Source organism: Plantactinospora soyae (assembly GCF_014874095.1).
In the GTDB taxonomy this organism is placed as follows: Bacteria; Actinomycetota; Actinomycetes; order Mycobacteriales; family Micromonosporaceae; genus Plantactinospora; species Plantactinospora soyae.
Genome location: NZ_JADBEB010000001.1, coordinates 9,687,370 through 9,709,439, shown reverse-complemented (window position 1 = coordinate 9,709,439; position 22,070 = coordinate 9,687,370). Strand labels below are relative to the sequence as shown.

Here is a 22,070-nt window from a genome sequence, read left to right as displayed (position 1 = left end):
CTGACCGGTGCACCCGCCGGCCGGCCCGAGTACGGGTCGTCCCGCCCACCGCGTGCCCACGGCGGAGTCTCCTGCTCGATCAGGATGTCGTCGCCGAGCGGGTCGAGATCGTCGAACTGCGGCGGAAGATCGCCGGCCGCCGCGGCCTCGGCATGGGTCAGCACCTCGTCCCAGAGGATCCGTACGTGCCGCTGGTCGTCGATGGCGACCATGATCGGCAAGGTGGCCCCCGGGTCCGGCCACTTCGACACCGGCACCCGGGGATCGCGGATCTTCACGGACCGGGCCGGTACTCCCGGCGCGTCGATCACGATCTGGAGTTCACAGCGCCCGAAGGTCGACGACGCGGGCGGCTCGGTGACGCTGTGCACGTGTCCGATGCCGGTCACCCAGGCCCGGGGACCGCTGCGTACGGCGGTGATCGCGACGAGTCCGATGGCCAGCGCGAGCAGGGCCACCCCGAGAACCGCGATCGCCCAACTCTTCATCCCGAGGCCGAACAGGATGACGAAGGTGGCGAAGGTGCCCAGCACGGCGGCGACGAGCTTGCGCACCGGTGCGACCTGACGGCGACGACCTTCTGCCACAGTGGACCTCCCTGGTTAAGGCCAGGCTAGGCCGGATCTGGCGGGAATGGAACGACCGGAGGCCGGTACGCGGCCTTCGCCGTCGAACCCGCGCCGATTACCTGCCGAACCCGCGCCGATCACCTGGCGAACCCGCGCCGAATACCTGCGGAAACCGTGCCGATCGCCCCTCGGACCCGCGCCGATCTTCGGGGGCGTCGGTACCGATCGGTCCGGTACGGATGGGCCCGGCGTCGACGCCGACCGGTCGACGGGCATCCGGTCGGCCGGCCCGCCCCCACCGGTAGGCTGAGCACTGCTCGCCTCTCCGGCCCGTACCGAGGAACGTCCGTGACCAGCAGTGGTTCCGCCGAACGCACGCTCGTACTGATCAAACCCGACGGGGTCCGGCGGCGTCTGGTCAGCGAGATCCTCGGCCGGTTCGAGCGCAAGGGCCTGGGCATCGACGCCCTGGCGCTGCGCCGGATCGACGACCGGTTCGCCGACCAGCACTACGCCGATCACCTGGCGGCGCCCTTCTATCCGGGGCTGCGGGCGTTCATGACCTCGGGACCACTGGTCGCGCTGGTGCTCTCCGGGGACGACGTCGTCCGGATGGTGCGCGGGATGGTCGGGGCCACCGACGGACGGCGGGCGGTGCCCGGAACGATCCGGGGCGACTTCGCCACCTCCGGCCGGGAGAACCTGGTGCACGCGGCGGACTCCGCCGACGGCGCCCGACGCGAGATCGCACTCTGGTTCCCCGACCTGGACTGACCGGGGCGGGGTGCCGAAGGCTCGGCGGGGCCGGAGCCAGGGCAGGGGCTGGCCGGTCCCGGGGATATCGAGTGAGGTCCAGCGGGGTGGTCGAGTATCGTTGGGGCCCACAGGGCGATGACCCGGCCATCACCGGCGAGCCTCCGGAAGAACAGGTGGAAACACCCCAGTAGAACCGGGCGGGTCCGGCCCGTCACAGCCGGCCAACGAGCGGGTGGTCGATTCCGGCCACCAAGCGGGGTGGTACCGCGGGTCTCGCGGCGCGCCGGCTTACCGGCGTACCAGGGGACTCGTCCTCGCAGTCCACTGGGAGTGAGCTGCGACGAGGAGATCGACCCGCGATGGCGTACCCGAAAAACGCCCCTGCCGGCACGGGCGTGCCGGCCAGTCCCGACCTCCCGGAGGTCGAGCGCCGCGTGCTCGACCACTGGGTGGCCGACAAGACCTTCGAGGCCAGCGTCGAGGCCCGCGACCCGGGACCGAACGGCGGGAACGAGTACGTCTTCTACGACGGCCCGCCCTTCGCCAACGGCCTGCCGCACTACGGCCACCTGCTGACCGGCTACGTCAAGGACGTGGTGCCGAGGTACCAGACGATGCGCGGCCGGCGGGTCGAGCGGCGCTTCGGCTGGGACTGCCACGGCCTGCCGGCCGAGGTGGAGGCGGAGAAGCAGCTCGGGATCACCACCAAGGCCGAGATCCTCGACCTCGGGGTGGCCAAATTCAACGACGCCTGCCGGACCTCGGTGCTCACCTACACCCGGGACTGGGAGCGGTACGTCAACCGCCAGGCCCGCTGGGTCGACTTCGGCAACGACTACAAGACGCTCGACCTGGACTACATGGAAAGCGTCATGTGGGCCTTCCGCCAGCTGCACGACAAGGGCCTGGTCTACGAGGGCTTCAGCGTGCTGGCGTACTGCTGGCGCTGTGAGACCCCGCTGTCGAACACCGAGACCCGGATGGACGACGTCTACCGGGACCGGCACGACCCGACGCTGACCGTCTGGTTCGAGCTGACCCCGGACGAGTCCGCACCCGAACTGCTGCGCGGGCCGGTCCGGGTCGGGGTCTGGACCACCACGCCGTGGACCCTGCCGTCCAACCTCGCGCTCGCCGTCGGCCCCGACATCGAGTACGCCGTGCTGGAGCGCGACGGCCAGCGGTACGTCGTCGGCGCCGGCCGGGTGGGCGCGTACGCCAAGGAGCTGGACGGGTACACCCAGGTCGGTACGGTGCACGGCCGGGACCTGGTCGGCCGTCGCTATACCCCGCTCTACGACTTCCTGGTCGACCAGGCCGGCCCGAACGCGTACCAGGTGCTCGGTGCGGAGTTTGTCACCACCGAGGACGGCACCGGAGTGGTGCACCTGGCGCCGGCCTTCGGTGAGGACGACCAGAAGGCCTGCAACGCCGCCGGCATCCCGACCATCGTCACCGTGGACGACCACACCCGGTTCACCGCGCTGGTCCCGCCGTACCAGGGGGAGCAGGTCTTTGACGTCAACAAGTCGGTGATCCGGGAACTGAAGGACCGGGGGGTGGTGCTTCGGCAGGACACGTACACCCACTCGTACCCGCACTGCTGGCGCTGCGACACGCCGCTCGTCTACAAGGCGGTCTCCTCCTGGTTCGTGGCGGTCACCAAGGTCAAGGACCGGATGGTCGAGCTGAACCAGGAGATCGACTGGACGCCGGGACACGTCCGGGACGGCTCGTTCGGCAAGTGGCTGGCGAACGCCCGGGACTGGTCGATCAGCCGGAACCGGTTCTGGGGCTCGCCGATCCCGGTCTGGAAGTCGGACGACCCGGCGTACCCGAGGGTCGACGTCTACGGCTCGCTGGCCGAGTTGGAGGCCGACTTCGGGGTGAAGGTCACCGACCTGCACCGGCCGGTGATCGACGAGCTGACCCGGCCCAACCCGGACGACCCGACCGGGCGCTCCACCATGCGCCGGGTCGCCGAGGTGCTGGACTGCTGGTTCGAGTCCGGTTCGATGCCGTTCGCCCAGGTGCACTACCCGTTCGAGAACCGCGAGTGGTTCGAGGACCACTATCCGGGGGACTTCATCGTCGAGTACGTGCCCCAGGTCCGGGGCTGGTTCTACACCATGCACGTGCTGGCCACCGCGCTGTTCGACCGGCCGGCGTTCCGCAACGCCGTGGTGCACGGGATCGTGCTCGGCTCGGACGGCCGCAAGATGTCCAAGAGCCTGCGCAACTACCCGGACGTCTACGAGATGTTCGACAGCTACGGCTCGGACGCGATGCGCTGGACGCTGATGTCCTCGCCGGTGCTGCGCGGCGGGGACGTGGTGGTCAGCGAGACGACGATCCGCGACTCGGTACGCCAGGTGCTGCTGCCGTACTGGAACGTCTGGTACTTCTTCTCGCTCTACGCGAACGCGGAGGGGTATGAGGCGAAACGGCGTACCGACGCCGGGCCGGCCGGCAGCGGCGAAGCCGCGGGCGACCTGCTCGACCGGTACGTGCTGGCCAAGACCGGTGAGCTGGTCGACGCGGTGCGGACGCAGCTCGACGCGTACGACATCTCCGGTGCCTGCGGCACGGTCCGGTCCTTCCTGGACGCGCTGACGAACTGGTACGTCCGGCGGTCCCGGGACCGGTTCTGGTCCGGCGACCGGGACGCCTTCGACACCCTCTACACGGTGCTGGAGACGGTGAGCCGGGTGCTCGCCCCGCTGGCTCCGCTGACCGCCGAGGAGGTCTGGCGCGGGCTGACCGGGGACCGGTCGGTGCACCTGGCCGACTGGCCGGACGCCGCCGATTTCCCGGCCGACCACGAGCTGGTGGCCGCGATGGACGCGACCCGGAGTGTCGCCTCGGCGGCGCTGTCGCTGCGCAAGGCGAAGGGCCTGCGGGTCCGGCTGCCGCTGTCGTCACTGACCGTGGCGACGCCGGCCGCGAGCACCCTGGAGCCGTTCGCCGCGTTGATCGCCGACGAGGTCAACGTCAAGGCGGTGACCTTCAGCAACGAGCTGGCCAGCTACTGCGAGCAGGTGCTCACGGTGGTGCCCCGGGCGCTCGGGCCACGGGTCGGCAAGCAGGTGCAGACCGTGATCAAGGCGGTCAAGGCCGGCGACTGGACGCTGGTCGAGGGCGTACCGGAGGCGGCCGGGGTCCGGCTGCAACCCGGCGAGTACGAGCTGAAGCTGGTTCCCGCCGACGTCGAGCACTCCGCCCCGCTGCCCGGTGGGGAGGGCGTGGTGGTGCTGGACACCACGGTCACCCCGGAACTGGCCGCCGAAGGGCTGGCCCGGGACGTCGTACGGGTGGTGCAGCAGGCCCGCCGGGACGCCGGGTTCGACGTGTCGGACCGGATCGACGTACAGCTGGCCGGTCCGGCGGAGGTGGCCCGGGCGGTCGGCGCGTACCGGGAGTTCGTGGCCCGGGAGGTGCTGGCGGACTCGGTCGAGTTCGCCGACCAGGTGGACGGATTCGTCGGCGAGGTCGGCGACGGCGGCCGGGTCACCGTGGCGGTACGCCGCCGCTGACCCCGGCGGCACGGCCGCGCAGGTGACCCCGGGGCGGTCACCTGCGCGGGCCGGCGGGGCGTCGGTTAACGTGACAGCGCCCGCCCATCCCGATCGCCGGAGGTCCCGTGCCGCTGCTCTACACCCTCGGCCAGTACACCGTCGGCACCGCCATGCGGGTCGCCTGGCGCCCCAAGGTCGAGGGCCTGGAGAACATCCCGCCGACCGGGGGCGCGATCTTCGCCGGTAACCACCTCTCGGTCGCCGACGAACTCTTCCTCGGCTCGGTGGTACCCCGGCACCTCGCCTTCTGGGCGAAGGCCGAGTACTTCACCGGTACCGGCGTCCGGGGCTGGCTGACCAGGTCCGTGGTCACCGGTCTCGGCGCGATCCGGGTCGAACGTGGCGGCGGACGGGCCGCCCTGGCCGCGTTCGACGGGGCGATTCCGGTGCTGCAAGGGGGCGACCTCGTCGCGATCTACCCCGAGGGCACCCGGTCGCCGGACGGTCGGCTCTACCGGGGTCGAACCGGCGTGGCCCGGTTGGCCATGGCCGCCGAGGTGCCGGTGATCCCGGTCGGGATGATCGGTACGGAGCGGGTACAGCCGATCGGGGCCCGGCTGCCCCGGCTCGGTACCGGAGAGGTGATCGTGCGGTTCGGCAAGCCGCTCGACTTCGTCGGCCGACCGACGGACCGGACCTCGCTGCGCCAGATCACCGACGAGATCATGACGGAGATCCAGAGGCTGACCGGGCAGGAGTACGTGCCTCGGTACGCGCCGGCCCGGAACTCCGAGGAGAACGGCACGTAGCGGCCGCCAGACACCCGGACGGCCGCCTCAGACGTCCGCGCCGTCCGTCCGCCGGTCCGTCCGTCCGCCGGTCCGTCCGTCCGCCGGTCCGCCCGTACGCCGGTCCGCCCGTACGCCGGTCCGCCCGTCCGCCCGTACGCCGGTCCGTTGCCGCCCGGTGGGTGACTGTCGGCGACCCGGCGCCGGGCGGCGGCGACTACACGACGGGTGTGCGCTGCACCATCTCGGTACGCAGCGTGGTGAGCAGGTCGGAGCTGTCCGCTATGGACAGCCTGGTGAACAGCGCGGTGGCGAGGCTGCCGTGGTCGGCCCAGGCGCAGACGACGACCGTGTCCCCGTCGGCCTTACCGACGCCGCAACTGCGGTACTCGCCCCGTACGACGCCGTCCTGGATCGACTCGACGGTGGTGATCCCGTACTCCTCCTGGAGCCGGGTGAACTCCTCCTGCACGTCCGACTCGGGGCTGAGCCGGAACCCGGTGCTGCCAAAGATGACGACCCGCTTGCCGGCCCCGTCGCGGTAGACGGCGGCGAACGGTTCACCACCGAGCACGTTCCGCGCCTGCACCTCCTGCTTCAACTGCTCGGCGGCGCGTTTGCCGTCCCGGTTGTCGAGCAGGCGCAGGTCCCGTACCTCCGGGGGCAGCGGGTCGGCCGGGGCCGCCGGGTACTGGTCCCAGATCGGCTTCACGTAGTACGCCGGTACGCCGCAACAGCAGGCGATGCTGAGCAGGGTCAGCATGAACATGAACCGGGGCCAGCGGCGGCGGCGCCGTGCCGGGGGCGGAGGGTAGCCACGCGGTGGCTTCTGCGCCGGGCTGTCCGGACGCCCGCGTCGCTGACGGGGTGGCCGGGGTGGCGCCACCGGCGGTGGTGGTGGTGGCGGAGCCTTCCGCACCGGTACGGCCTTCTGTGCCGGCGGTGGCGGTGCGGGCGCCGTACGTGCCGGCGACCGTGCCGGCGGTCGGGCCGACTGTGCCGGCGGGGACGGCACCGGTCGCGCCGTGGGTGGCGGTGCTGGCGGTGGTGGTCCGGTCGGCGCGGGAAAACGCCGGGTCACCGGCAATTGTCGGGCCGGCGGAGGGCTGACGGGGGCGTCGTATCCGACCGGTGCCGGGCTCGAGGCCGCCGAAGGGCCGGCCGGCGAGTACGGCTGGGGCATCGTCCAGGGGTCGTCGGCGGCACCCGCCCAGGGGTCGACCGGAGTGGGGATCTCGGCGTCGTCCGGCTCGACCGGCGACATCCGGAGGGTCGGATCGGGCCGTGGCGTCGCCGGAGCGGTCGGACCGGGTCGGGGCGCCGCGTCGGCCGCACCCCGGCCGGGCGCCGCCGGATCGGCCGGGTCTGGTTCGGCACCGGCGCCGAACCAGCGGCGCTTGCGGGGCCGGGGCCGGGGCGGAGGTACGGCCGCCGAACCGGTCCAGCGTGGCACGGCCACCCGGGTGGGGGTCGGCTCGTCCTCGTCCACCTGCGCGCTCGCCCCGGCACTGCCGGCCGCCGGTGCCGCCTCCTCCTCGGGTGCCGCCGACCTTCCCCCGGCCGGTTCGGCGCCGCCCTCGGCCGGCCGGTCGACGCGGGTGGCGTCGGGAGCCGCGTCGACCTTCTCCGGCCGGTCGACCCGGGTGGCGTCGGCCTTCTCCGGCTGGTCGACCCGGGTGGCGTCGGCCTTCTCCGGCTGGTCGACGCGCGTGGCGTCGGGGGACGGCTCGGCTCCGGCTGGCTGGTCGGCCCAGGTGGCGTCGGGGGAGGCGTTGGCCTTCTCCGGCTGGTCGACGCGGGTGGCGTCGGCGGGCGCTGGCTCCTCGACGCGGGCGGCGTCGGAGTCGGGGCGCCGATCGACGCGGGTGTGCTCGGCGGACCCGTCCGAGTCAGCGGGGATGTCGACGGGCGACCGGTCCGACCGGTCTGCCCGACTTTCCCGATCGCTGTCGACCCCGGTCGTCGAATCATCGACCGATGGTGGCGACTCGGATGGAGCGGCTCGGCCCGCCGGTTCGGTCGCGTCCGGCTGCGGCTGCGGCATTGTTCAGGTCTCCTCTCGCGCGCGTTCGAGGTTAGTACCGCCGGACCAACATTCCGGACGACGCGGGACCGCGCCGGGTGTCGCCCCCGAGGCAGTGACCAGACGTACGGAGTGCGTGACCCGTAGTGATGGCTTCCTCTCCGATCGGGCCGGTCCGGCAACGCGTACCCTGAATCGTTGGTCGGATAGTCCAGCCAGATGTTCCCCAGGAGGTTTCATGAGCGCCGCGTCGACCGCCGCGAGCAGGTCAGCGGCGATGACCGTCTGGCCGCAGCTCGAGCCGCTGCTGCCCCAGGTGAGCAAGCCGATCCAGTACGTCGGTGGCGAGCTGGGCGCGGTGGTGAAGGACTGGGACTCGGCGGTTGTCCGTTGGGCACTGATGTATCCGGACGCGTACGAGGTGGGTCTGCCCAACCAGGGCGTACAGATCCTGTACGAGGTGCTCAACGAGCTGCCGGACGTACTGGCCGAACGGACGTACGCGGTCTGGCCGGACCTCGAGGCGCTGATGCGTGCCGAAGGTGTGCCGCAGTTCACCGTCGAGGCACACCGGCCGGTCGGCGCGTTCGACCTGTTCGGGATCTCGTTCGCCACCGAACTGGGCTACACCAACCTGCTGACCGCGATCGACCTGGCCGGCATTCCCCTGCTGGCCGCCGACCGTACCGACGCGGACCCGGTGATCGTGGCCGGTGGGCATGCCGCGTTCAACCCCGAGCCGATCGCCGACTTCGTCGACGCGGCGGTGCTCGGTGACGGCGAGGAGGCCGTACTCGAGATCACCGAGATCGTCCGGGCCTGGAAGGCCGAGGGCAGCCCCGGTGGCCGGGACGAGCTGCTGCTGCGGCTGGCCCGTACCGAGAGCGTCTACGTGCCCCGGTTCTACGACGTCGACTACCTGCCCGACGGCCGGATCCAGCGAGTGGTGCCGAACCGGGCGGACGTGCCGTTCCGGGTGCACAAGCGGACGACGATGGACCTGGACGCCTGGCCGTACCCGAAGAAGCCGATCGTGCCGCTGGCCGAGACGGTGCACGAGCGGTACGCCGTGGAGATCTTCCGGGGTTGTACCCGGGGCTGCCGGTTCTGCCAGGCGGGAATGATCACCCGGCCGGTACGGGAGCGCTCGATCACCACCGTGGGACAGATGGTGAAGCAGGGGCTGGAGTACTCCGGCTTCCACGAGGTGGGCCTGCTGTCGCTGTCGTCGGCGGACCACTCGGAGATCGGCGACATGTGCTCCGGCCTGGCCCAGCAGTACGAGGGGACCAACGTCTCGCTCTCGCTGCCGTCGACCCGGGTCGACGCGTTCAACATCGAGCTGGCCCAGGAGCTGTCCCGCAACGGCCGGCGGACCGGGCTCACCTTCGCTCCCGAGGGCGGCTCGGAGCGGATCCGCAAGGTGATCAACAAAATGGTGACGGAGGAGGACCTGATCCGCACCGTGGTCACCGCGTACACCAACGGGTGGCGGCAGGTGAAGCTCTACTTCATGTGCGGGCTGCCGACCGAGGAGGACGAGGACGTCCTGCAGATCGCCCGGCTCGCGCACGAGGTGATCAAGGCAGGTCGGGCGGCCACCGGCTCCAAGGACATCCGCTGCACGGTCTCGATCGGCGGGTTCGTACCCAAGCCGCACACCCCGTTCCAGTGGGCCCGGATGGAACGGCCCGAGGTGATCGACAACCGGCTCCGGCTGCTCAAGCAGGCGATCAACTCCGACCGGTCGCTCGGCCGGGCGATCGGCTTCCGGTACCACGATGGCGAGCCGTCGCTGATCGAGGGACTGCTGAGCCGGGGTGACCGCCGGATCGGCGCCGTCATCCGGCGGGTATGGGAGAACGGTGGCCGGTTCGACGGCTGGAGCGAACACTTCTCCTACCAGCGTTGGATCGACGCGGCGACCGAGGTGCTGCCGACGTTCGGGGTGGATCTCGACTGGTACACCGTCCGGGAGCGGGAGCAGGCCGAGGTGCTGCCCTGGGACCACCTCGACTCCGGCCTGGACAAGGACTGGCTCTGGCAGGACTGGCAGGACTCGACGTCGGAGTTCGAGCAGGACGACTGCCGGTGGACGCCGTGCTTCGACTGCGGCGTGTGCCCGTCCATGGACACCGAGATCCAGATCGGGCCGACCGGCAAGAAACTCCTGCCACTGACCCCGGTCAACGCCGGCCTGCGGATGCCGGCCGACGCCGGGCACGTACATCCGCACTGATCCGCGTCCGGGACGACTCCGGCGCAGACTTCCACCGGGGTGCACCATGCCCCCTCCCACCGAGGAGCAGCACGATCAGCAGGAAACCACAGCCGGAGGGCGGCCAGGCGCCGGTCGTACAGCGGATCCGGATCAGGTACGCCAAGCGCGGACCGTTGCGGTTCACCTCGCACCGTGACTTCGCCCGTGCCTTCGAGCGCGCGTTGCGGCGGGCCGGCGTACCGGTGGCGTTCTCCCAGGGCTTCACCCCGCATCCCAAGATCTCCTATGCCAGCGCGGCGCCCACCGGGGTCGCCAGCGAGGCCGAGTACCTGGAGATAGGGCTCCAGGCGCCGGTCGAGCCGGCGGACCTCTGCGCGGCGCTGGACTCCGCGCTGTCACCGGGGCTCGACGTCCTCGACGCCGTCGTCGCGGCGGGCGGAAGCCTGGCGGACCGGATCGACGCCTCGCGGTGGCGGATCGAACTGCCCGGTATCGAGTCCGATGTCCTACGCAACGCCGTGTCGGCCTTTCTGACCGCTCCCGAGGTGATGGTCGAACGGATGACCAAGCAGGGCCGACGCGTCTTCGACGCGCGTGCGGCCGTGAACGGTATCGATGTGATCGAGAGGACCGGGGCACCTTCCGAGGTCGCGGGCGTACCGTGTGCGATACTCGAAATGGTCGTCCGGCAGGTCACCCCGTCCGTACGACCCGATGACGTCCTTTCTGGCCTCCGCGTGGTGGCCGACCTGGAGCCGCCGGTGCCGCCGAGGGCGACCCGGCTGGCGCAGGGCACGCTGACCGCGCAGGGGGAGATCGTGGATCCGTTGGAGGCGGACCGCGACGGGGCAGCCATCGGCGAACGCTAGCCGGAAATCCGGCCGGCGGCAGGTAGGCAGACTTCGGCGACCCGGTCACCTTGACGCGTCACCGGAAATACTTTGCGGCAACCCTGCGTGGCAGCGCTCACCCGCGCCCGGGGAAGCCAGAACTGGAGAACGTCCATGCTCGAGAACGAGCCAGAGGGCGGGGAACGGACCGGCGCACAGCCGGCCGACGCCGCCGAGAACACCGGTACCGAGGCGCCCGTGCGGCGTGTCCGTACCACGCGTCGCCGTACGTCGGCGGCGAGTGAACCGACGCCTACCGGCGCGCCGATCGAGGCGCCCAGTACGGCCCGGTCGGGTAGCGGGGAGGCGGCCGACCCGGAGGTGCTGGCCCCGGTGGCCGGTGACACCGAGCCCGCGCCGAAGACGACGCGTCGACGGCGCAAGGCCACCACGGCTGACAAGAAGGACGAAACCGGTCTTTCGCCGGCAGAAGCTGCGCCAATCGGCGACGCCGGTACGACCGCCGGGCCGACCGAAGGTACCGAACCGGGGGCTCCGGCCGCCGAGGCCGTACCGCCGGTCAAGGTGACCCGCACGCGGCGGAAGAAGGCGGCCCCGCCGCCGGCCGAGCCGGCCGAACTGGCAGGTGCACCGGCCGAGACGACCGGTGGCGCGACGGTCGCCGGTGAGCCGGCCGGCATCCGTACCGGCGGCGGCTCCGAGCCGACCGGCACCCCCACGCTGACCGGCGGCCCGACGACCGGATCGACCGTCGGTGCACCGGCCGCCACCGAGCCGGCAGCCGGCGGTCAGTCGGACACCCAGCTTTCCGGCGGCGACGGCAGCGCGAGCGTGCTGGAACCGGCCGACGTACCCGAGGAGGCCCCGCGCGGCCGCCGTCGGCGGGCCGCGCTCTCCGCGCCCACCGTGCTGTTCATGGCGCCGGAGCCGGAGACCCCGCCGAGCCGGGCCGGTTCGCCGGTCGAGCCGGTCGCGGTCGTCCGGCCCGTCGAGGTCGAGGTCGAGGCGGAGACCGGCGAGCCCGCCGAAACGCTCCGGCGGCGCCGTCGTGGGCGCCGGACCACCGAGCAGGCGGCGGTCGAACTCGAGGCCGAAGCCGAGGCCGAGGTCACCACCGACGAAGAGGCCCTGGACGCCGCCGACCTGGACGAGGACGACGAGACGGCGGCGGCCCGACGCCGACGCCGCCGGGGTCGTCGGGGTCGGGGCCGGGGCAAGGGCACCGCGGACGACATCGACGACGCCGAGGACGAGGAAGCGGCGACCGAAACCGAGGCTGAGGCCGAGGCGGAGGAGGACGAGGACGACGACGCGGAGGCCGGTGACGGGGTGACCCGACGCCGCCGCCGGCGCCGCCGCAAGGGCGCCGGGGACACCGACGGTACGGCCGACGACGGCGTACACACCGTGATCAAGATCCGTGAGCCGCGTAAGACCGTCGACGAGGTACAGGGCGTCTCCGGCTCGACCCGGCTGGAGGCCAAGCGCCAGCGCCGCCGCGACGGTCGGGAACAGCGGCGTACCCGGCCGCCGATCCTGAGCGAGTCCGAGTTCCTGGCCCGCCGCGAGGCCGTCGACCGGGTGATGGCGGTACGTCAGCGCGGCGACCGGACCCAGATCGCCGTCCTGGAGGACGGGGTGCTCGTCGAGCACTACGTCACCCGCGCGTCGGCCGGCACGATGGCCGGCAACGTCTACCTGGGCAAGGTGCAGAACGTGCTGCCCAGCATGGAGGCGGCCTTCGTCGACGTCGGGCGCGGTCGCAACGCGGTGCTCTACGCCGGTGAGGTCAACTGGGACACCACCGGGCTGGAGGGGCGGGCCCGGTCGATCGAGCACGCGCTGCGCTCCGGCGACTCGGTGCTGGTGCAGGTCACCAAGGACCCGATCGGGCACAAGGGCGCCCGGCTGACCAGCCACATCGCGCTCTCCGGCCGGCACCTGGTCTACGTGCCGAACGGCAACGCCTCCGGCATCAGCCGGAAGCTGCCCGACACCGAGCGCAAGCGGCTGCGGGACATCCTCAAGAAGCTGGTACCCGACGGTGCCGGCGTGATCGTCCGGACCGCCGCCGAGGGCGCGAGCGAGGACGAGTTGGCCCGCGACGTCAAGCGGTTGCAGGCGCAGTGGGAGGACATCCAGGCCAAGTCCGCCGAGGGCGGGGCTCCGGTGCTCCTCTACGAGGAGCCGGACCTGGTCATCCGGGTCGTCCGGGACCTGTTCAACGAGGACTTCCGCGAGCTGGTGGTGCAGGGCGACGAGTCGTACGACATGGTCGAGTCGTACCTGTCGCACGTCTCGCCGGACCTGGTGCCCCGGCTGCGCCGGCACACCGGCACCGGGGACGTCTTCGCCGAGCGGCGGATCGACGAGCAGATCCTCAAGGGCCTGGACCGGAAGGTCTTCCTGCCCTCCGGCGGTCACCTGGTGATCGACCGTACCGAGGCGATGACGGTCGTCGACGTGAACACCGGCAAGTACACCGGTGCCGGCGGCAACCTGGAGGAGACGGTCACCCGGAACAACCTGGAGGCGGCCGAGGAGATCGTCCGTCAGCTCCGGTTGCGCGACCTGGGCGGCATCGTCGTGATCGACTTCATCGACATGGTGTTGGAGTCGAACCGTGACCTGGTGCTGCGCCGGCTCACCGAATGCCTCGGCCGGGACCGGACCAAGCACCAGGTGACCGAGATCACTTCCCTCGGACTGGTCCAGATGACCCGCAAGCGGATCGGCGCCGGGCTGCTGGAGGCGTTCAGCGAGACCTGCGACTGCTGCAAGGGTCGCGGCGTGATCATCCACACCGAGCCGGTGTCGGAGAAGTCCCGGCCGGCCGCGGTGGACAAGGTCAAGGCGGTCGCCTCGGCCACCTCCACCGCCACCTCCAGTGTCAGCACCGGGGCGTCGGCGCCGACGTCGGAGGCGCCGGCCGTCGGCACCCGGCGACGCGGCCGGAAGGCCGCCGCACCGGAGCGGGTCGTGGTCGAGGCCACCGACCTCGACGACACCATGGGCTACGACCTGTCCCGGTACGAGGCGGACATCCCCGGGAACGACGACGCCACCGAGACGGAACCGGGCGAGCCGATGCGGTTGGCCGGCGCGGGCGATCCCGATGGCATCGAGGACACCGGGGACCTGGACGCGGAGACCGACACGACGGAGACCGGCGGCGGTCGGCGCCGGGCCCGGCGCGGCGGCACGCGACGGCGTACCCGCCCCTGAGGCGACGGATCCGCCCCACGGGTGGACCCCTGCTCGGCCAGGTGCCGGAGAACGCGTAACGAGCGCTCTCCGGCACCTGCTGCGATGATGGCGGGGGACCTGGCTAGGCTGGTCACTCCTTCGCGATCATCGATCGGCCGCCACCCGTACCGGTCGATCGCGCGGAGGATCGGCCGTACCCCCCGGAGGAGAAGAACATGCGACGCCTGCTGGTGACCGCCGCCGCCATCACCGTGCTGTTCGTGGCCGCCGGCTGCTCGGGGGAGCGGGACCGCGTCGCCGGTCCTGGTTCGTCGGGTACCGGACCGTCGGGCGGCGTGCCGTCCTCGGGCGCCCCCTCGCCCGGGAGCACCGCGCCGGGCCCGACCGGGTCACCCGGCACGGACACCGGCCCGGCCGGGGGCAACGGCAAGGAGGTCTGCGAGGCCGCCACCAAGGCGAGCACCACCTCGGTGCAGACCTTCGTGGCCGAGCTGGGCAAGTCGTTGCAGGCCGCCGGCGCCAACGACACCGCGGGTGCCCAGGCCGCCCAGCGCAAGGCGGAGGCGGCGCTGCGCACCTGGGGTACGGCGATGCAGGAGCAGTCCGGCAAGGCCACCGACGCGCGGCTCAAGGCCGTACTGGCCGAGATCGCCACCGAGGTGAGCACGATGAAGGCCAGCGTCGACTCCGTCGACGAGAACAAGCTCGACCAGTTGCAGCAGCGACTCGACCAGCTCTGCGGGACCTGACGGGACGCCTGCGGTGCCGGGGACCCGGTTTGGGTGCCGGCCCCGACATGGCGTACGCTAACCTGCGGCGCGAATTACGTGCCACGTTCTCTCGTGCCCGCCCCCGCACCTCGTGCGGTCGAGCGGGCCTCGCGAACACATCAGCCTCAACGACAGGGAGTCCGCGTCCGATGTACGCGATCGTCAAGACCGGCGGCAAGCAGTACAAGGTTGCCGAGGGCGACGTGATCGAGGTCGAGAAGCTGGTCGGTAAGCCCGGCGACGCGGTCAAGCTCACCGCCGTACTTCTCGTCGACGGTGACGACCTGGTGACCGACGCGGCGAAGTTGGCCAACGTCGCGGTGGCCGGCGAGATCGCCGCCCACACGAAGGGTCCGAAGATCCGGATCCACAAGTTCAAGAACAAGACCGGTTACCACAAGCGCCAGGGTCACCGCCAGCCGCTGACCCAGATCAAGGTCACCGGCATCTCCAACGGTAAGTAAGCGTCCAGCGGAAAGTAAGGTCGTCCTCAGATGGCTCACAAAAAGGGTGCGTCCAGCTCGCGCAACGGTCGCGACTCCGCGGCGCAGCGGCTCGGCGTCAAGCGGTTCGGTGGGCAGGTGGTCAACGCCGGCGAGATCCTGATCCGGCAGCGGGGTACGAAGTTCCACCCCGGTGACCTGGTCGGCCGAGGCAAAGACGACACGCTGTTCGCGCTGGCCGCCGGTGCGGTCCTGTTCGGCAACAAGCGCGGCCGCAAGGTCGTCAGCATCGTTCCGTCCGAGCGGTAACGTCAGCTTTCCGGCGGAGCGGGCCGCGGACCAGGTGTCCGGGCCCGCTCCGCCGTTTCATGTGCGGGGAACCGTCGCCCTCCGGCCCTGACCGGTCCGCGTCCGCTGTCCTCGGCTCGTTTTCTGGCGCCGGTGCCCGGTGCCGATGAAAGGATTGGCAGCGTGACCACGTTCGTTGACCGGGTCGTACTGCACCTGCAGGCCGGTGACGGCGGGCACGGTTGCGTCTCGATCCACCGGGAGAAGTTCAAGCCCTTCGGCGGACCCGACGGGGGCGACGGCGGACACGGCGGAAGCGTGTCCCTGGTCGTCGACCCGCAGGTGCACACCCTGCTCGACTTCCACTTCCGGCCGCACGTCAAGGCCGAGAACGGGCGCGGCGGCGCCGGCTCCAACCGGGACGGCGCGAACGGCGCCAACCTGGTGCTGAAGGTGCCGGACGGGACGGTCGTACACGCTCCGGACGGTACGGTGCTGGCCGACCTGATCGGCCCCGGCACCACCGTCGAGGTGGCCCGGGGTGGCCGGGGTGGCCGGGGCAACGCCTCGCTGGCCAACGCCCGCCGTCGGGCACCCGGCTTCGCCGAGTTGGGCGAACCGGGAGACCAACTCGACGTCGTCCTCGAACTCAAGAGCGTCGCCGACGTCGGCCTGGTGGGCTTCCCGTCCGCCGGCAAGTCCTCGCTGATCTCGGTGCTGTCCGCCGCCAAGCCGAAGATCGCGGACTACCCGTTCACCACGCTGGTGCCGAACCTCGGCGTGGTCCGGATCGACGAGCACACCTTCACCGTCGCCGACGTACCCGGCCTGATCCCGGGCGCGGCCACCGGCAAGGGGCTCGGGCTGGAGTTCCTGCGCCACATCGAGCGGTGCGAGGTGCTGGTCCACGTGGTGGACGCGGCGACCATGGAGCCCGGGCGGGACCCGCTCGCCGACATCGACGCCATCGAGGCCGAGTTGGCCGAGTACGGCGGTCTGGCGGACCGGCCGCGACTGGTCGTACTCAACAAGATCGACGTTCCGGACGGGCGTGACCTCGCCGACATCGTCCGACCCGACATCGAGGCCCGTGGCCTGCGGGTCTACGAGGTCTCGGCGGTGACCCGGGAAGGGCTGCGCGAGCTGACCTACGCGCTGGCCGAACAGGTCAGGGCGTCCCGGGCCGCAACCCCGATCCTGGAGCCGACCCGGGTCGTGATCCGCCCGAAGGCGGTCGACGACGCCGGCTTCGTCATCGAGACGGACCCGGACGGCGCGTTCGTGGTACGCGGGCAGCGCCCGGAGCGCTGGGTCCGGCAGACCAACTTCGACAACGACGAGGCGGTCGGCTTCCTGGCCGACCGGCTGGCGCGGCTCGGTGTGGAGGAGAAGCTCGCCAAGGCGGGTGCCGAGCCGGGCAGCCTGGTCCGGATCGGCGAGCGGGAGTTCGACTGGCGGCCCACGCTGTACGCCGGAGCCGACTACGTGCCCAGCGCCCGGGGCACCGACAGCCGGCTTGAGGAGAAGCTGACCCGGGCGTCGGCGGCCGAACGGCTGGCGGCCCGGAAGGCCCGTCGGCAGCGTCCGACGGAGGAGACGGCCCCGGGGGCGCCGATCGTGGCGGACTCCGGCCTGGTGGAACTGGACGGGGACGGGGCGACCTGGTCCGATCCGGACCGGTGGGAGTCCGACCCGGCGCTGGAAGAGGGGACCCCGGCGGAGCCGGTCGACCCGGACGTGGCGGAATCGGCGGACCGAGTCGACCCGGACGTGGCGGACCCGGCGGACCGAGTCGACCCGGACGCGGCGGAATCGGCGGACCGAGACGACCCGGACGCGGCGGAATCGGCGGAGCGGCGGGCCGGCGACGAGGTCCGGCGCGCGGATTAGTCCTCCACGCTCCGTATCGGGTCCACCCGGGCGAAACCTTGTTGAAACGCCCCCTGGCTAACGTCGACAGGGTGCTGATTGAGTCACGTACGTCGTCGGATCCCGAGTTGGCCGCCCTGGTGGTGGCCCAGCAACGCGAACTGCGGGAGGCCGACGGCGGTCTCGACGGGCAGGTCTTCGTACCGCACGACGATGCCCGCTATCTGGTAGGTGTGCTGGCCGGCCGGGCCGTCGCCTGCGGGGCGATCCAGGCGCTGGGCCGGGACACCGCCGAGATCAAACGGATGTACGTCCGCCCCGCCCACCGTGGCCAGGGCCTCGCCCGGCAACTGCTCGGCGCTCTGGAGGAGATGGCTCTGCGGGCCGGGCACACCGTGCTCCGGCTGGAGACCGGCAGCTACCTGCCCGGAGCGATCCAGCTGTACATCTCGTCGGGCTACGCCGAGATCGCGGTCTACGGCGAGTACGTCGACAACCCGTACAGCGTCTGCTTCGAGAAGCGGCTGCCGGTCCTGGCCTGACCGGACTCCTTCAGCCCGGGCCGGCACTCCGGCCGGGGCGGATCCGCTTCACCGCAGCAGTCCGATCGCCCGCTTCGCCCGGTGCACCGTGTCGGCGGTGCTCTCCCGGGCCCGGTCGGCCCCGTCGGCGAGTACCCGCCGGACATAGCCGGGATCGCGGGCGAGTTCGTCGTAGCGGAGCCGGATCGGCCGCAGCATCGCCTCGACCGCCTCGGTCACCGCCGCCTTGAGCTGGGCGTACGACCGGTAGTCGGCGGCCAGTGCGGTGGGGGAGGAGCCGAGGCAGGCGGCCAGGACGTCCAGCAGGTTCGCCAGTCCGGGCCGGCGCTCGGGGTCGTACTCGACGGTCCGGCCCGGGTCCGTGACCGCCCGCTGCACCTTGCGGCGGATCACCTCGGGCGGGTCCAGCAGGAAGATCGTCCCCGCGTCGCTGTCACCGGTCTTGCCCATCTTGCTGGTCGGGTCGGCCAGGTCCATCACCCGGGCCGAGACCGTCGGGTGGACCGCCCGGGGCACGGTGAAGGTGTCGCCGTAGCGGGCGTTGAACCGGTTGGCGACGGTACGGGCGAGTTCCAGGTGCTGGCTCTGGTCGTCGCCGACCGGCACCTCCTGGGTGTCGTGCAGCAGGATGTCGGCGGCCATCAGCACCGGATAGCTGAGCAGGCTCAGCCGTACCTGCTGCTGGTTCGTGGACTTCTCCCGGAACTGGATCATCCGGTGCGCCTCGCCGTAGCCGGTGGTGCATTCGAGCAGATAGTGCAGCTCGGCGTGCTGAGGCACCTGGGACTGCACGTAGAGCAGGGCCCGGTCCGGGTCCAGCCCGGCGGCGAGCAGCACGGTGGCCTGTTCCAGGGTGAGCGCCCGGACCTGGGCCGGCTGGTGGGTCACGGTGAGCGCGTGCAGGTCGGCGAGGAAGACGATCGTCTCGGACCGGTACTGGCTGGCGACGATCGGCCGGATGGCGCCGAGCAGGTTGCCCAGTTGCAGGTGTCCGGTCGGCTTGAGCCCGGTGAGTCGGCGTACGCCGCCGCTCGGGATGATCGCGCCGGCCGGGCTGGTCGGGCTCGCCGGTGTGGGCGTGTCGACCGAGGTACGTGGGGTCATGGGATGTGCTCCTTACCGGGTACGGCGACCGCCTCCGGGGTGAGCGCATACGAAACGGCCGCCCCGGAAGGGGCGGCCGCTGCTGAATTCGGGTACGCGGATGCGATGGCCGCCCGTCAGGGCGCCCACCAACCGTTCAGGGTGATCCGCATGTTCCCCACGGTAGCAGGGCGATCGACCCGCCCGGGAACCTGATCACCGACGTGCTGTGGTCCGGCCGGACCCCGGTGACCAGGTAGCGGTGCCGCACCCGCGATCCGCGTACTGGGCTGGGCGTACTGCCTGGTCACCGGGGCGCCGCTCAGGATCAGCCGGTGGGCACCACCCCGACGTTGAGTTCGGCTACCGAGGTCCAGCGGTTACCGCTGACCTCGCCGAGGGCACGGAACCGGATGTACCGGCCGCTCGTCGGCGGAATCGTCACGGTCTGCTCGGCCGCACTGTTCGGGAAAGTGCCGGTCGCCACCGGACTGCCCCAGTTGGTGCGGTTGGCGGAGACGTACACCTCGTATCCGGTGATCCGACCGCCGGTGTTGGACCCCTGCCGGGGCAGGTAGTACAGCCGGTTGACGGTCCGGGTGCTGGTCAGGTCGAGGTCGATCCAGTGCGGATGCGCCGGGTTGGAGAGCAGCCGCTGGGTGTGCCAGATCGACGACGTACTGCCGTCCCGGACGTTGTTGGCCCGGCCGTTGACCAGGAGCGTCTCCTGGCTGTCCACCCCGGCCACGGACCACTGGGACTGCGCCAGCCGGGTGCTGCCGGACTGCGGGTTGTAGGTGGCGGTGTAGCTGGCCGCGGTGGCCGGTGCGGTGATCACGTGGGTCTGGGCCCCGCCGTCGGACCAGGAGCCGAAGACGTACGGCACGCCGCCGAGGCTCTGCGGGGTGACCGCGCTGACCGTGTTGCTCGACCCCTGGATGACGGTACGGGTGAACGGCGTGGCCTGCGGCCCCGAGCCGAACACCAGTTGCAGGCCGGCGGGGCTGGAGTTGAAGGTCAGGTTCACGGTCTTCGGATCGAGTCGGACGCTGGTGCTGTGGCTCAGGCCGCCGCTGTCGGTGGCGGTCAGGACCAGCTCCAGATAGGACGGGTACTCGTGGTCCGGTCCGAACATGCTGCCGCCGCTACCGGTGAAGTCCTGGAGGCTGTGGGTGTGGCAGTTGTCCAGGGTGTAGCAGTGGTGCAGCAGCATCCGCCAGTGCAGCGCGCTGCCCGGCAGGGTGCCCTGGTCGGGGTCGGTCGCGTGCCCGGTGAAGCTGATCGGGTCGTTGACCGCCCAGGTGAAGCCCTCCGCCGGGGTGTCGATCACCGCCGTCGGCATGCTGTTGCCGGTCTGGATCGGCACGGTCTGGGTGGCGGAGGCGTTCAGGGTGTCGTACACGGTCAGCCGGGCGGTGTAGGGGCCGCCGGCCGGATAGGTGTGCGAGGCGGTGGCGGTGGTGGCGTCGACGGTGCCGTCGTTGGTGAAGTCCCACTCGTAGCGGAGTCGACCCTCGTCGGCCGGGTCCGCGTCGGAGGAGCCGGTGCCGTCGAAGTTCACGGTCAGCGGTGCCGTTCCGGAGGTGGGTGAGGCGGCGATCGACGCGACCGGTGGCTGGTTGCCGGGGAAGTACCGGATCCGGCGTACCGATCCGGCGTGGTCGACGTAGTAGAGGTCCCCGCCGGGACCCATCGCCAGATCGACCGGGTTGGCGGCGGCACTGCCGAAGGTACGCCGGCTGGTCGCCACCGGCACCCCGCCCGGTGCGCCGGGCATCATCGCCCAGATGCAGTCCCGGCTGTAGTCGGAGAAGAACAGCGCGCCGGAGTACTCGGCCGGGTAGCTGCCGCCGGAGGCGGGATAGAACGCGGCCCCGGAGACCGAGGAGCTTCCGGTCGGGCAGGCCTCCCCGCTGACGACCCGGGCGGCGTGGTCGTAGGTGTAGAACGGTTCGGTCTGCCCGGCGCCGGTGTAGAGGCTCTCGCAGAGGTCGAGGTTGGCGCCGTCGTACCCGCCCTGCCGGGCCGCGCCCTCGTAACAGGGCCAGCCGAAGTTGGCCACGCCGGCCGTCGGCTCGACCACCCGGTTGACCTCCTCCCAGCGGTTCCAGCCCACGTCGCCGAGCCACACCTCGTTGGTGCCCGGGCGGATGGTGAACCGGTACGGGTTGCGCAGCCCCTGCGCGACGATCCGTCGGGTGTTGGGGTCGGTGCTGGCCGCGCCCGGGTTGCCCGGGGCGGCGGCGCCGGTCGCCGGGTCCAGCCGCAGCACCGTACCGTCCAGACTGGTCGGATCGGCGGTGGTCCGCAGGTCCTGGGAACGCAGCGCGCCGCCCTCGGCGGTCGGCGGCGTCATCGTTCCGCCCGGCGGATCGGCGCACGGGTTGGCCGGGGTTCCCAACTGGCCGTAGTCGACCAGGTCGTAGCTGGCCCCGTCCCCGGCGGTCGCGTAGAGCATGCCGTCGGCGCCGAACCGCAGGTCACCGGTGGCGTGGCTGGCCCACTGCTGGCACCAGTCGGAGATGAACACCTGTTCCGTGCCGGTCATCGTGTTGCCGGCCGCGGTCAGCCGGGAGAGCCGGCCGGTGACGATGCACCGGCCGCCGTTGGTACCGCCGACCGAGGCGCAGTTGTCGTTCCAGTACGGGGCGGTCTGACCGGGCGGTGCGTCGTAGGCGTAGAGCACGTAGACGTACGGCTGGGTGGGGAAGTTCGGGTGCAGGGCCAGGCCGAGCAGTCCCCGGTCGTGCTGGTTGTGCACGTTCGCCGACAGGTCGGCAAAGATGGTCGCGGTGGTGTCGGCGAGGTCGTCGTACACCTTGATCCGGCCGCCCTTCTCGGCGACGAAGACGCGGCCGTCCGGGGCGAACTCGATGTTGGTCGGCTGGTTGAGGCCGGTGAAGACGACCTGTTCCTGGAATCCGGTGGGTAACACCACCGCGGCGGCCGGCGCCGTACCGGAGATCGGCGCGGTCAGCGCCGCCAGCAGGCCGACCACGAGGCCGGTACGGAGCATGGATGTGATCGATGACGGTTGTGCGGGTGATGGCATGCCACTTTCCCCCAACTTGGCGCAGCTCCAAGTGCACAAAGGATCTGTCACGCTAGGGGGACAGGCAGCGGAGGGCACTCCTGCGGCGCCCGG

General features: G+C 71.5%; 13 protein-coding genes and 2 pseudogenes. 11 read left to right on the top strand and 4 right to left on the bottom strand.

The window, feature by feature from the left end; genetic code table 11:
• Positions 1–2 precede the first annotated feature (2 nt).
• Positions 3–587 (bottom strand): annotated as a pseudogene (locus H4W31_RS45060) (glyoxalase/bleomycin resistance/dioxygenase family protein); the annotation flags it as partial.
• A gap of 330 nt (positions 588–917) precedes the next feature.
• On the opposite strand from H4W31_RS45060, the gene ndk reads away from it, so the two are divergent.
• From ndk to H4W31_RS42315, 3 genes are all read left to right on the top strand, one after another.
• Entirely contained in the window at positions 918–1,343 is a 426-nt protein-coding gene (gene ndk / locus H4W31_RS42325) for a nucleoside-diphosphate kinase (RefSeq protein WP_192771730.1), read from the top strand.
• 341 nt (positions 1,344–1,684) lie between these two features.
• A complete protein-coding gene (ileS, locus tag H4W31_RS42320) occupies positions 1,685–4,858 on the top strand; it encodes an isoleucine--tRNA ligase (protein ID WP_192771729.1) in 3,174 nt (1,057 codons plus the stop codon).
• Positions 4,859–4,965: 107 nt separating this feature from the next.
• Positions 4,966–5,649, top strand: a complete 684-nt coding sequence (locus tag H4W31_RS42315; protein WP_192771728.1) for a lysophospholipid acyltransferase family protein — start codon at positions 4,966–4,968, stop codon at positions 5,647–5,649.
• A gap of 196 nt (positions 5,650–5,845) precedes the next feature.
• On the opposite strand, the gene H4W31_RS42310 is transcribed toward H4W31_RS42315, so the two are convergent.
• Complete coding sequence (locus H4W31_RS42310; RefSeq protein ID WP_192771727.1) at positions 5,846–7,672, bottom strand: hypothetical protein; 1,827 nt, start codon at positions 7,670–7,672, stop codon at positions 5,846–5,848.
• Positions 7,673–7,889: 217 nt separating this feature from the next.
• Between H4W31_RS42310 and H4W31_RS42305 the strand changes: the two genes are divergently transcribed.
• The 8 genes and pseudogenes from H4W31_RS42305 to H4W31_RS42270 all read left to right on the top strand — a co-directional run bounded on the left by H4W31_RS42305 (position 7,890) and on the right by H4W31_RS42270 (position 17,842).
• Positions 7,890–9,890 carry a TIGR03960 family B12-binding radical SAM protein gene (locus H4W31_RS42305; RefSeq protein WP_192771726.1) on the top strand — a complete coding sequence of 667 codons (2,001 nt, stop codon included), beginning with the start codon at positions 7,890–7,892 and terminating at the stop codon, positions 9,888–9,890.
• Positions 9,891–10,021: 131 nt separating this feature from the next.
• Complete coding sequence (locus H4W31_RS42300) at positions 10,022–10,741, top strand: TIGR03936 family radical SAM-associated protein (protein WP_318783777.1); 720 nt, start codon at positions 10,022–10,024, stop codon at positions 10,739–10,741.
• Positions 10,742–10,876: 135 nt separating this feature from the next.
• Positions 10,877–13,948, top strand: a complete 3,072-nt coding sequence (locus H4W31_RS42295; protein WP_192771725.1) for an Rne/Rng family ribonuclease — start codon at positions 10,877–10,879, stop codon at positions 13,946–13,948.
• 197 nt (positions 13,949–14,145) lie between these two features.
• Positions 14,146–14,679, top strand: a complete 534-nt coding sequence (locus H4W31_RS42290; RefSeq protein WP_192771724.1) for a hypothetical protein — start codon at positions 14,146–14,148, stop codon at positions 14,677–14,679.
• A 170-nt stretch (positions 14,680–14,849) separates the two neighbouring features.
• Positions 14,850–15,164, top strand: coding sequence for a 50S ribosomal protein L21 (rplU, locus tag H4W31_RS42285; RefSeq protein WP_192771723.1), 315 nt, complete (start codon positions 14,850–14,852; stop codon positions 15,162–15,164).
• 30 nt (positions 15,165–15,194) lie between these two features.
• Positions 15,195–15,452 carry a 50S ribosomal protein L27 gene (gene rpmA / locus H4W31_RS42280; protein WP_192771722.1) on the top strand — a complete coding sequence of 86 codons (258 nt, stop codon included), beginning with the start codon at positions 15,195–15,197 and terminating at the stop codon, positions 15,450–15,452.
• 162 nt (positions 15,453–15,614) lie between these two features.
• Positions 15,615–17,048, top strand: a pseudogene (obgE, locus tag H4W31_RS42275) (GTPase ObgE); the annotation flags it as partial.
• 344 nt (positions 17,049–17,392) lie between these two features.
• Positions 17,393–17,842 (top strand): GNAT family N-acetyltransferase, encoded by a 450-nt coding sequence (locus tag H4W31_RS42270; protein ID WP_192771721.1) that lies wholly within the window; start codon positions 17,393–17,395, stop codon positions 17,840–17,842.
• Positions 17,843–17,890: 48 nt separating this feature from the next.
• Here H4W31_RS42270 and trpS read toward each other — a convergent pair whose 3' ends face one another.
• Together trpS and H4W31_RS42260 are read right to left on the bottom strand one after the other, a co-directional pair.
• Positions 17,891–18,946, bottom strand: coding sequence for a tryptophan--tRNA ligase (trpS, locus tag H4W31_RS42265; RefSeq protein WP_192771720.1), 1,056 nt, complete (start codon positions 18,944–18,946; stop codon positions 17,891–17,893).
• Positions 18,947–19,253: 307 nt separating this feature from the next.
• Complete coding sequence (locus tag H4W31_RS42260; protein WP_192771719.1) at positions 19,254–21,941, bottom strand: PQQ-dependent sugar dehydrogenase; 2,688 nt, start codon at positions 21,939–21,941, stop codon at positions 19,254–19,256.
• Positions 21,942–22,070 lie beyond the last annotated feature (129 nt).